This is a genomic window from Rickettsia finnyi (genome assembly GCF_049668125.1).
GTDB classification, from domain to species: domain Bacteria; phylum Pseudomonadota; class Alphaproteobacteria; order Rickettsiales; family Rickettsiaceae; genus Rickettsia; species Rickettsia kotlanii.
In genome coordinates this window covers 842,548-855,202 of record NZ_CP187160.1, presented here as the reverse complement: position 1 = coordinate 855,202, position 12,655 = coordinate 842,548, and the positions used below count along the sequence as shown (strand labels likewise).

Genomic DNA, 12,655 nt, shown 5'->3' with positions numbered 1-12,655 from the left:
CGCCTACGCGGGAATGACATCGAGCAGGTTTTCCAAGCCATGCAATAAGGCTCTTTTGTAGGTTTGTAGGAATGACATAAGAGCCATGTAATAATATTCAAAACAGTTTTCTATGCAAATTAACAAAGAAATTTTTAGGGCTTATGATATAAGAGGCAATAGCCTTAAAGATTTAACGGAAGAAGTAGCTTATAAAATCGGCTTTGGTTTTGCCAAGATGACTATAACGAAAGATAACAATAAAATCTGTGTCGGTTTAGACGGTCGGCTTAGCTCCCCTACCCTTTGTAAAGCTTTAGAACTAGGATTAACTAATGCAGGGGCTGACATCATAAATATTGGCGTAGTTCCAACACCGGTTTTATATTTTGCCGATAAACACTTTACACCCGCCGGTAGTATTATGGTTACAGGGTCACACAATCCTCGTGACGATAACGGCTTTAAAATACTACAAAACGGTAAACCTTTTTTCGGTGATCAGATACAGGAGTTATTGACTAAGATTTTGGATAACTACTCCAATACCACACCGGCATACCCTTATGTCATTCCTGCGAAAGTAGGAATCCATAATATACAATCTAAATACCTAAAACGTATTTTAGATGGAATAAACATTCATCCAAAATTAAAAATAGCTTGGGATTGCGGCAATGGAGCAACCGGCGATATTGTTGAAGAACTTAAAAAGCATCTCTTAAACAAGAATATAATCATACATAGTAAGATTGACGGGAATTTTCCAAACCATCATCCTGATCCTACAAATCCTGCTAATTTGCAGGAGCTAATAAAAGTGGTTAGAGAACAAAATTGTGACCTTGGTATAGCTTTTGACGGTGACGGTGATAGAATCGGCATTATAAGCTCAAGCGGTAAAATATTATTCGGTGATCAAATTTTATGTATTTTTGCTGAGGATATTTTAAAGGAAAATCCAAACGCAACTATAATAGTTGATGTAAAAGTCAGCCAATTTATAGTCGCTAAAATAAAATCATATGGAGGACATCCTATAATATGGCGAACAGGTCATCCTTTTATTAAAAGCAAAATGCTTGAGACAAAGGCTTTACTCGCTGGCGAAATGAGCGGGCATATATTCTTTGCCGATAAATATTTTGGTTTTGACGATGCAATTTATGCAGCTCTTAGATTTTTAGATTTACTTAGTAGATCAAGTAAAACTCTAGATGAGATAATAGAGGATGTACCGAAAAGCTATAGTACACCAGAAATTAAAATTTTTGTTCCTTCAGAGTTAAAATTACAAATTATTAAAGAGATTAAAGAAAAATCATTAGAAGAGAAAATAGAGTTTAATGATATAGACGGTGTACGGGTAAATACTGCGCATGGTTGGTGGCTCTTGCGTAGCTCTAATACCGAATCTATTATAGTTGTAAGGGCTGAATCAGATAGTAAGAATGGTTTAGAGGAAATAATCACTATAATTAATAAATATCTTGCAAAATACGGGTTATTAATTAATTATTAAAACATTATTGCTTTCTAAAATATTATTTTATATATTTTTCTTACATTAAATTAATATAAAGAAAAATAATATGTTAAAAATTCAATCACTCATTATATTGATACTACATTAATTACAATAATGCCAATAGGTACAAATACATTAAATATTAACATTGAGGCACCATTAGTAATAAAACATAAAGACCTTGAGCCTACTGATAATTCTCTCATTTTTAAACTTAACAGTGACGTAGCTGCGTCTAACGGTTTAAATAGTCTAGCCATTGACTACAGTGATGCAGGCTTATTTAGTGGACCAGCAGATGGTAATGCTAATACTGAGACTTTAGGAAATACTATTAATACTGATGAAACCGTTTAAGGGTATGAGGTCATTCCTGCGAGGCGTTGTTGTTACATGGATAAGTTTTTCTGTCATTGCGAGGAGTTGCGTTAGCAACGACGCGGCAATCTCATAAGATAATATAAAAAAAACTCCTGAGATTGCCACGCCAGCATAAATGCTGGCTCGCAATAACGATACAAGTTCGTATTGATTATTAGTTAAACCAGTGACAAAGAAAGAAATATACTCAAATGATTTGGAGAATGGGAATGTAAAACGAGGAGCGAGTACGCACAGCCTATATTTAATAGATGATCCGAAGTTTTGCAGAAACAATTCTTCAAAGCAGAAGAGTATAATTATATTATGCGGGCCGACTGCTAGTGGGAAGTCTTATTTAGGGCATGAACTGGCTAAAGTTTATAACGGCGAAATCATTAATATCGACTCAATGCAGGTTTATAAGGAAATTCCTATTATTACCGCCTCCCCTCCGAAAAGCTACAAAACTGAAATCTTGTATCACTTATATAACTTCTTATCAATGACAGAAGATTTCTCGGTAATAAAATATCTAAAACTTGCGACAGAAAAAATAAAAGAAATAACCGACAGGGGTAAGCTACCTATATTAATAGGTGGAACGGGTTTATATATCAATTCTTTAGTTTTTGGCTATAATAATATTCCTGATATATCAGAAGATTTACGAGAACAGGTAAGAAACTTGCATGTTAAAATAGGCAATATAGAATTATGGGATAAATTAGAGAAGCTTGACCCGCTTGCTGCTTCTAAAATAAACCAAAATGATACTCAGCGTTTAATTAGAGCTTATGAAGTATTCATGCAAACCGGTAAATCTCTTTTTTCTTTTCAAACTTTGCCAAAAGAACAAATCTTATCTGATTTTAATTTCAAAATTATTTTCTTAAATCCTGAGCGAAAATTTTTATATAAAACATGTGATGAGCGTTTAGATAAGATATTTAAAGAAGGGGCAATTGACGAAATAGCTTTAATAAAAAAGCAATTTGCTCCTAAAGATTATACGAATTTGAAAGCTGTAGGGATAAAAGAAATTTTAGCTTATTTAAACGGCAATCTCACTTTAGATGAGGCTTTAAATGCAGCTCAAATACGAACCCGTCAGTATGCTAAAAGACAAGTTACTTGGTTTAAAAATCAGATACAAGATAAAATCACATTGGAATATGCTAACCAAGAAGAATTTACTCAAACTTTAAAAAACCCTTTTAAAACTATATAGCTTATCTACGTATTTCTTCTTTCTTTTTATTATTGGAAATAGGAGTAATGGAAAGTGTATTTGTCTTAGGTTCTACAATATTAATCTTACTATTTAAATTTGAGACAATACTTTGTGCTTCTTTTAATATATCAGCCGGAACTTTAAATTCTGGTTTCTTATCAGATTTTTGATTAAAATAACCAACCCCCCCGCTTTAACAACATTTAGTATTTGTTTAATAATATTCAGTGCTTGCCCTTCTTTCCAAACTAAACTACCTATACTAGTAGCAACATTAATATATTTTTTATTTTCAATATTTTCTAAGATGTAAATCAGTTTATCCGGTTGGTTGAGCATAGGTGTTGGTATACTATCTTGCGTATCAAGCTTATTTATACCGGGTACATCTTTTAAAGTTTTATCTAAAATATCTGTAAATATTTCCTTATTATCGTTTAAATATTTTTTGATCTCGGGATTATCTTTAGTTAACATTACCAATTCTTTAGCTATTCCCGTATAATCACCTTTAACAAATCCATCAAAAACCTTTTTTAATGATTCAAGATTATCAAGTAATATAGACATTACATTCGTAAGTTTTGTAGTATCTTTTGTTTCTAGTCTATAATTTTCAAGCTGCTGTTTTAATGTCTTTAATTAAATTATCGAATAAACTCTCTTTACTTTGCTCTACTAATATATTGTAACTTAAATGAAGGTTCGTAAAAGCAGGAATTACACGGCTTGTTACGATCATATCATCGCCTTTATTTATATCTGTAATAATAGCATGTGCAATTTTCGGTTTTGACATAACTTCACCTACTTATACTAAGCATTTGTTTATCGAAATTATATTCTTTCGGCATGCTTTGTATATTCGGAGTATTTTCAATAATAGCTGAGGCAATATCTGGTAAGACTGTTTTATTATCAGCAAAAAACTTTTTAATTTATTGTCACCCGCTACCATTTCTAAAGATTTCTCAAGAAGTCACCATTACTCCTTGGTTGGCATTCAGAGTATCAAATTTATATTACATAATATGGTAATTAAATCAATTTGATCTAAGATTTATGGAGTTGTCTGTGTATTTGTTTACTTTTTGTAGGTAATGATGCGTAAGTATGTGATTGATCGTGATTATCTACTATTAGATGCACTTTACTATCTAAATTTGCAACTATATTTTTTGCTTCTTTTAAAACATTTAATTTATTAATATTTTCAAACTCATTTTTAAAGTTATCTTTTAACTGTTCATTGAAGATTTCTTTTGGTAAATAAATTCCACCGGTAATAGCGCCTATCCCAGTATATTTAGATTTAGACTTTAAAGTAGAGGCAATATTACTTGCTAACTTTTCTAGATTTTTTGGCTCTAAAAAATTATTTATATTATCAGGATTTTCTTTAGAATATTCAGAAACGATAAGTTTTAGCATCTGATTCATCATGTAAAAATCTTCACCTCTATTATCACCTTTATCAAAAAGTTTTTGTGATATTTTCTCGCTTAAAATATTTGCCAATAAATTACTCTTAATATTTTGTTTATTTGCAATATTTTCATATAAAGGGTTCAATATTTGTAATGGAGAATTTACATGATTTGTAATATGTTTATATTGATTTGTTTTAGGAGTAGCTAGGTTAGTAACCATATTCATAGGTAGTGAATTTAGTTTTTCTATAATATAGTCTTTAATCGTTTGATTTTCTTCATATAATCTTTCTACTTGTTGAACAAAATTTTTTTTACTAAGTACATTTCTTTTCCCTTCAGCTTGTATTTGTAAAAATACTTTATCAATTGCCTTATCAATTAATTTTGTTTGTTGTTCTTTAATTAATTGAGGTCCTAAAGGAGGGATAGCCTTATCAAGATTGTAAGTATCAGTAAGTAGCATTAAATTATCAGGTAATTTAGCCTCTGCTAAATTAATATTTTTAAAATTACAATCTTTTAAAGAAGTTACTTTAGTTAAATCTGCATTTTTAAATGATACACCTGAGAAGTCGATATTAGATAAATTACCTACTAATATAGCTCCCTCTAAGCTGAATTTTCCATTTTGTATTTTATGTAAATTATTTCTAAGAGTAATTTCATCTATAGTTTTATTTTTAAAATCTTGTGGTGGACTAAATACATCTTTTACTTTTTCAGTAGCATAGCTAAAACCTGCTTTTATAATATTCGGCAATTGCCCTTCCAAATAATTTGTTTTTTGAGCTAGATTATATATAGCACTAGCAGCCCCACGATAATTACTTTTTTCAACCTCTTCTATAACTTTAACTAATTCATTAGGATGGTTTAACATTGATGGCAGTACATTATATAATGCTTTTTTATCAAGGTTATTTATACCTGGTATTTCCACTAAAGTTTTATCTAAAATACTTGCAAATATTTCTCTATTATTGTTTAAATATTTTTTAATTTCAGGCTTGTCTTTAGTTAAAGCTATTAACTCTTTTGCCATCCCCATATAATCACCTTTAATAAAATCTCGAAAAACCTTTTTTAATGATTCAGATTTATCAAGTAATATAGGCATTATGCTCGTTAGCTTTGTAATATCACTCGCATCCAGACCATACTTTATAAGTTGTTGTTTTATAGTTTGGCTATTTTTTGCATCTTGTTCCAAAACGCCTGTAATTAAATTATCAAATAGACCTTCTTTACTTTGCTCTACTAATATATCTTTTAATTTAAATGCAGGATCATTAAGGGCGGAGATTATATTACTGGTTAAACTCATATAATCGCTTTTATTTAAGTCTGCAATAATCTCATGCGCAATGTCCGGTTTTGACATAACTTCGCCTACAATACTAAGTATTTGTTTATCAAAATTATATTCTTTTGTTATGCTTTGTACGCTAGGAGTATTTTCAATAATACCTAAAGCAATATTTGGTATGATTGTTTTATTATTAGCAAAAAAACTTTTTAATTTATCATCACCAGCTACCATTTCTAAGGATTTCTCAAGAGATATCATTACACCTTGATTTGGATCGTTAAGAGTATCAAAAATCTCTTTTATCTCAGGCATTTTATTTAATAAAGTAGGAATAATATCTAAAATATTAAGATCAATTTTGTAGGTTTCAAAATATTCTTTTAAGAAAGGTTTAGCTTGTTCTTTTGCTTCTTCTAAGAAATTTTCAATAATTATTTGTTTTTCAGGAGATAACTTATTAAATCTTTTTAGAGTATTAGGATTGTTTATATTTTTAGCCAGTTCTTGCTTAAAATCAGGATATTCATTAAATATTTTTAATAAATTTTTCTTTTCGGGTTTTTGTAATATATCATCAAAAGTTTTTATATAATCGTTTGGAAGTATTTGAGTTGCTCCTGTACGTATGTATTTCGTAATATCTTCACTCTTTTCGTTAAAGAATTTTTGGAAGTTTTTATCGGTAACCAGCATATCTAAAGTTCTAGAAGTCACTTTATTCCAGTCCGGTTGCTCTTGCTTTACTTCAACTGCAATTTCTTGAAGTCTTTTAAGTACTTGTTCATTTTTAAAACATTCTTTTAGTATTTTGAGTCCCTTTTTATCTAAAACACTCTTATCTTGAAATTCTCTAAAGCCCGCATTTGCTAAGATTTGACCTATTTTAGGCAAATCATCCGAATGTTTTTTTAAAAATTCCCATATTGGAGATTTTTTAAGAAGTGATTTTTGAAATTCCGGATTAAGATATATCTTAGAAGACTTAGCAAGCTTAATAAGATTATAAGTATTTACAGGATTAGTTAAAATAAATCTTGCTCCGAGTAACATCGTTCTTAAGCTTATACTCTTTGAAGATGATAAGTCCTTAATTGCACTCTTTAGTAGTTTATTAGCTTTAGAAGAAGATAAAACTTTTTCTACAACTTTTTGATAGTTTTTATTATTTATTATAGCCATAAAATTACTCGAAATTTTTAAATATTCTAAATCTATTTAAAAAATTTTTAAAAATAAAGATCAGGTATTTTTCATTTTTTGTTATTCATGTTCAGCATCCGAGGGCTTACAAAGACATGGATGCCAATTTTTCAAATGCTATCTGAGTATATTATTTAGCCTCTGCTTTTGGCGTCCATCTCAGTGAATACTTCTTCCCATGAACCGGTAGTCGCGGCTTTTGAATATTCAGTTGCTCTATTTTCAAAAAAGTTCGTATGTTCGACTCCGTTTAGCATTTCATCAAGCCAAGGAAGAGGGTTATGATTTACCAAATATACATCTTTGAGTCCTAGCTGCATTAAACGACGGTCGGCAATATAACGAATATATTGTCTTACTTCATATGCCGTTAATCCCTCAATACCGCCAACTTCAAAAGCAAGTTCAATAAAGGCATCTTCAAAATGCACAATAGTCGTACAAGCTTCATAAATACGTTTACGTAAAGTTTCTGTCCAAACTTCAGGGTTTTCTCTTACAAAAGTCTTAAACAGAGTAATAATTGAGTTAGTATGAAGTGTTTCATCACGCACTGACCAAGCAATAATCTGTCCCATACCTTTCATTTTATTAAAACGAGGGAAATTAAGCATGATCGCAAAAGAAGCAAATAGCTGTAATCCTTCAGTAAAAGCTCCAAATACTGCGAGTGTAGTTGCTATATCTTCTTTGGCAGCCACTCCGAATTGCTGCATATAATCATACTTGTCTTTCATTTCCTTATATTTAAGAAATGCTGAATATTCTACTTCCGGCATACCTACAGTATCAAGTAAATGTGAATATGCCGCGATATGTATCGTTTCCATATTAGAAAATGCCGATAACATCATTAATATTTCAGTCGGTTTAAATACTCGTGAATAATGCTTCATATAGCAATTATTCACTTCAATATCTGCCTGTGTAAAAAAACGAAATATTTGCGTTAATAGATGTTTTTCCCCTGGAGTTAAGTTATATTTCCAATCTTTAACATCATCGGCAAGCGGTACTTCTTCCGGTAGCCAATGAATTTTTTGTTGAGTGTGCCAAGCTTCATATGCCCATGGATATGAAAACGGTTTATAAATTGGACTTGCATCAAGTAGTGACATAATTTTTCTTCTTTTAATTTTTCTATTTCTTCTTTTGAAAGCTTAGTATATTTAATTATTTTCTCTATCGGCTCATTATCCGCTAACATTTCTTTTACTATTTCAATACCCTCAGCTTCCCCCTCATTATATTTACTTTTTTGATTTAACTCTTCCGTTTGAGTAGCAAGCATCGCTTTAATATAATGATCATATTCTGCTTCGCTTCAGTTAAATTATTCAATAGTTTTATAAACTGATAATACTGTTTCCATCTTTTATATGTTGCGGGGGTTCTTTTGTTCTATCGAATTTAGCCATCATATATAACCAATGATCTTCTAAGCTTTCTAACTCATCTGCTTCTTTGGTAAATTTGTCTAATTCAACAAATACGTAAGACAAGCATTTAAGTTGATGCTTACCGTTGCCGACATTAATAGTGTGATGATAGCTAATATATTCTTTTTCCTCGGGCAATGCCTGAAATCCAGAAATAATCACTACCATTACTATAGGAGCTAGATCAACATATTCTTTCCCTCTTTTTAATTGCGAAGAAAATGCTATACAACTGTAAAATTGTACTCTTGCTCAAAAAGCATCGGCATAGCCGTTTTGCATCTCAACAATATAAATATTGCCGGAGTTATCTCTAACTTTTACGTCTACTATACTCCTTTTATTCTGCCCTAAATCCGGCGCTTGTGCGTTTGGAATATATTCAAGGTTGATAATCCTTAACTCTTTAGGTAACCTCATAATATTATTGAGAAAGCTTAGTCACCTTGTTTTATCCGTCAATTTTTTAAATGCTACATCATTTGTTGGGTCTAAATATCTTTGCATAGTTATATTATACTTACTGACAAGCTAAGCATTCTTCGTAGTTACCGACTTCTGCTAACTTATCGTTTTGTTCTTCTAAATCTTTAAAATCGGCCTTTAATACGTCATGCGAGACCTTATCGGCTCGCTGTATTGATGTCGATCTACAGTAATATAAACTTTTTACTCCTTGTGTCCAGGCTTTAAAATGAATATTATTTAAATATTTCTTACTAACATTCCCCCGTAAAAAGATGTTTAAAGATTGTGCTTGCGTAATGTAAGGAGTACGATCGCTTGCCAGTTCAATTAGCCAATTCTGATCAATTTCGTAAGCGGTTTTGAAAACCTGTTTTTCTTCTTCGGATAAAAATGTTAAATGTTGTACTGATCCTTCATGTGTTGCAATCGAAGACCAAACTTGATCATTATTAAATCCTTTCTCCTCTAATAACTTTTCTAAATGTTTATTACGCACGTTAAAAGAACCGGTTAAAGTCTTTTGTACGAAGCTATTAGCGGCAAATGGCTCTATTCCGGGTGAGGCATTACCTGCTATTACCGAAATTGAGGCGGTAGGTGCTATTGCGGTTTTATTGCTAAATCGTTCATTACTTCCTGCATCTAGAGCATCAGGACATGCTCCTTTTTCTTTACCGATTTCTATTGAGGCTTTATCAGTTTCAGCAGATATATATTCAAATATTTTTTTATTCCAAACTTTTGCCATAACCGATTCTATCGGTACTTTTTTCATTTGCAAAAATGAGTGGAAACCCATTACACCAAGTCCAACGCTTCGCTCACGTAAAGCCGAATATTTAGCTCTTGCCATAGTATCCGGTGCTTTATTAATAAAGTCTTCTAAAACATTATCAAGGAACAACATAATAGAATGGATAAATTCTTTATCATCTTTCCATTCTTCGTAATATTCTAAATTTAAAGAGGAAAGGCAGCAAACAGCAGTTCTTGGCTTTCCTAGATGGTCAATTCCCGTCGGCAATGTAATTTCGCTACAAAGATTAGACATTTTAACTTGAAGCCCTAATTTTTTATGATGTTCAGGGATAGATTTATTAACACTATCGATAAATAACAAGTAAGGCTCACCTGTTTCTATTCTAGTAGTTAATAACTTAACCCATAAATCTCTTGCTCTAACTTTATTTACGACTTTTTTGGTAGCAGGACTAACAAGGTCAAAATCCGTATCGTTTTCAACTGCTTTCATAAATTCATCAGTTATAGCTATACCGTGATGAATATTAAGAGCTTTACGGTTAACATCCCCACCTGTCGGACGTCTTATATCGATAAATTCTTCAATCTCAGGGTGATTAATAGGCAAATATACAGCCGATGAACCTCGTCTAATAGAACCTTGCGAAATAGCAAGAGTCATAGAATCCATTACTTTAATAAACGGTATAATACCGGATGAATGACCTTTATCACGAATCCCTTCATTAATAGCACGAACATTACCCCAATAACTGCCAATCCCGCCACCGCGTGCAGCAAGCCAAACATTTTCTGTCCATAAATTTACTATATCATCTAAGCTATCATCAGTTTCATTCAAGAAGCATGAAATAGGAAGCCCTCTATCCGTTCCGCCGTTACTTAAGATTGGTGTTGCTGGCATAAACCACATTTTACTCATATATTCATATAACTTCTGAGCATGCTGTTTATTTTCGGCATAATAACTAGAAACTCTTGCGAATAAATCTTGAAAATCCTCACCTTTCATAAGATATCGATCGTGCAGAATAGCTTTACCGAAAGGAGTAAGTAAATTGTTATGGTTGTTGTTTATAGTTATTTGAAATTTATTTTTTTTAAGCGTGTTCATTATAGGTACTAATGGGGTTGTAGGCATTATTTATAATGCTTATTTTGAAAAAATGACACCATATTCAGTGTATAGAATCTTCACCTAAGTAGACACGAGAATAATAATTTATTCAATATAAATATTTATTTTTTTTTGAGATTTTTGACTTGACACAAATCACTTGTGATTACTAATACTAGATTTTGATTTTAAAGATTTTTTATTATATAGCTATGGCTGGATTACGGTAATAGTGTCTTGAAACGTGCCGGCAGTAGCAAGAGGCTGTGACGGCAGGTGTGCATATACGGTATAGTTTTTTGTGACCGGTTCAAGACCTAGTGTATAGCTATCGGTAAATGTTACAGTACTACTAGTATCGTTACCGAGGATTTGAGTAAAACCGGCATCTTTATACAAATTATAATTCAGCTTACGTACCACATTAATCATATTTCTTGGGTTATAAATATTAGCAGCTCTCGTACTAAAAGTTACGGTATAGCTAACAAGTAGGGTAATAAAGCACTATATTAAAACTACCGAAATTTACGGTTAGAACTGACGGATTACATGTTGCAAGTAACGCCATAGCATTTCCTGATATAATCATGTTGATTAATAATATTATTATTGATTTCTTGACATTGCTTAAAAAGAATTTGTCATACCGTGGCTATGACCACGGCATGATAACGGAGCGTTTTTTATTCCACACAGGAGTAACAATAAGGTCTTCATTTGCATATTGCTTCGCCTAAATCAATTACAGGGTCATTTATATCTCTATTAACCGGTACACTAAAATGACAGCATTTATTATTCTCCTCATTCTCATCACAAATAGAACCATTTAATACTTCAAGATCTTTAATATCATTAATATATATCTTACCGTCATAGCCTACAAATATTTCTTCATCTAAACCTTCAATACTCACGTACTATCTATCAAATGGAATCAAATGTTTATTACTATCAAATACTGTCATTTCAATGCTTTTGATTATTTTAATATTAAAGTCTAATAATATCGCTGATTTTGTTTTTGGAGCAAATTTCAAAGCAATTTCTGCAAACTCTGTATTAAGAGGTAGATTTTCATCGTATAGTCTTATTTTGGAAGGAACATATGGTGTTAAGTTAGGTACAAGCATTTTATCTTTATCATCGGTATCACCCGCTAATAGATTATTATAAACTCCGATATTCTTTAAACTATTTACTTTAATCAAAGCAAGACCTCCGTTAATCGGTCTTGTCGCATAATAGCTTTTATCAATAGAGAAAATTCCTCCTTTGATATTAAACTGTTTCATTATTTCGGTATCATTTTTCTGCAGATAAATTCCAATATCATTATTTTTACCGTTACGGTTAACTTGTACATTGTAATTTGTAGCTTTAGCCTTGATCAGGTTAGCATTATATCCCCATCCCATATTTGAAGTAATTGGTAAGGAAACACCAAGTTACTTCGTATGATATTTATTCTGCTGTAAATCGGTCAATGAAATGCTTTTATTGGAATCTAAATTTAAGTTAAATGGTATATAGGCAAAATTATTTTTATGTTGACTGTTTCAATCGGTACCTATAGTAAAACTTAAGAAACCTTTTTTAGTAATATTTCTTTGATAAGTTGATGATAATATATATTTGAGCGTTTACCTTTTTGTATTGTGTTATTTACGACAAAAGACAAAAAATTAACACTTATATTACCAAAATCGGTATTACCGCAGCTATGAAATCTGATAATTTAAACTTGAGAAAATTTTATCGGGATAGTGATATACGTCCTGATAATTACTATACTATTAATATCAAAATATTCCGATTCATAA

The 12,655-nt window shown here is 31.3% G+C and carries 8 protein-coding genes and 3 pseudogenes; 3 read left to right on the top strand and 8 right to left on the bottom strand.

Annotated elements, in window-relative coordinates:
* Positions 1–112: 112 nt before the first annotated feature.
* The 3 genes from ACPKKV_RS04720 to miaA all read left to right on the top strand — a co-directional run bounded on the left by ACPKKV_RS04720 (position 113) and on the right by miaA (position 3,098).
* Complete coding sequence (locus ACPKKV_RS04720; RefSeq protein WP_392506495.1) at positions 113–1,501, top strand: phosphomannomutase/phosphoglucomutase; 1,389 nt, start codon at positions 113–115, stop codon at positions 1,499–1,501.
* A 120-nt stretch (positions 1,502–1,621) separates the two neighbouring features.
* A complete protein-coding gene (locus ACPKKV_RS04715) occupies positions 1,622–1,864 on the top strand; it encodes a hypothetical protein (RefSeq protein WP_392506494.1) in 243 nt (80 codons plus the stop codon).
* Positions 1,865–2,054: 190 nt separating this feature from the next.
* Positions 2,055–3,098, top strand: a complete 1,044-nt coding sequence (gene miaA / locus ACPKKV_RS04710; protein ID WP_392506493.1) for a tRNA (adenosine(37)-N6)-dimethylallyltransferase MiaA — start codon at positions 2,055–2,057, stop codon at positions 3,096–3,098.
* A 216-nt stretch (positions 3,099–3,314) separates the two neighbouring features.
* Here the strand turns inward: miaA and ACPKKV_RS04705 are convergent.
* From ACPKKV_RS04705 to ACPKKV_RS04670, 8 genes and pseudogenes are all read right to left on the bottom strand, one after another.
* A pseudogene (locus tag ACPKKV_RS04705) lies at positions 3,315–4,117 on the bottom strand (pentapeptide repeat-containing protein); the annotation flags it as partial.
* A 37-nt stretch (positions 4,118–4,154) separates the two neighbouring features.
* Positions 4,155–7,022: a pentapeptide repeat-containing protein gene (locus ACPKKV_RS04700; protein WP_392506491.1), complete on the bottom strand. Its 2,868-nt coding sequence runs from the start codon at positions 7,020–7,022 to the stop codon at positions 4,155–4,157.
* A gap of 155 nt (positions 7,023–7,177) precedes the next feature.
* Positions 7,178–8,161: a ribonucleotide-diphosphate reductase subunit beta gene (locus ACPKKV_RS04695; protein ID WP_392506490.1), complete on the bottom strand. Its 984-nt coding sequence runs from the start codon at positions 8,159–8,161 to the stop codon at positions 7,178–7,180.
* Between the two features lie 228 nt (positions 8,162–8,389).
* A pseudogene (locus ACPKKV_RS04690) lies at positions 8,390–8,902 on the bottom strand (Rpn family recombination-promoting nuclease/putative transposase).
* A 100-nt stretch (positions 8,903–9,002) separates the two neighbouring features.
* Positions 9,003–10,826 (bottom strand): ribonucleoside-diphosphate reductase subunit alpha, encoded by a 1,824-nt coding sequence (locus tag ACPKKV_RS04685; RefSeq protein ID WP_392506489.1) that lies wholly within the window; start codon positions 10,824–10,826, stop codon positions 9,003–9,005.
* Positions 10,827–11,042: 216 nt separating this feature from the next.
* Positions 11,043–11,421 (bottom strand): annotated as a pseudogene (locus ACPKKV_RS04680) (spore coat protein U domain-containing protein); the annotation flags it as partial.
* Positions 11,422–11,545: 124 nt separating this feature from the next.
* Positions 11,546–11,749: a hypothetical protein gene (locus ACPKKV_RS04675; RefSeq protein WP_392506488.1), complete on the bottom strand. Its 204-nt coding sequence runs from the start codon at positions 11,747–11,749 to the stop codon at positions 11,546–11,548.
* Positions 11,750–11,752: 3 nt separating this feature from the next.
* Positions 11,753–12,250 carry a fimbria/pilus outer membrane usher protein gene (locus tag ACPKKV_RS04670; protein ID WP_392506487.1) on the bottom strand — a complete coding sequence of 166 codons (498 nt, stop codon included), beginning with the start codon at positions 12,248–12,250 and terminating at the stop codon, positions 11,753–11,755.
* Positions 12,251–12,655 lie beyond the last annotated feature (405 nt).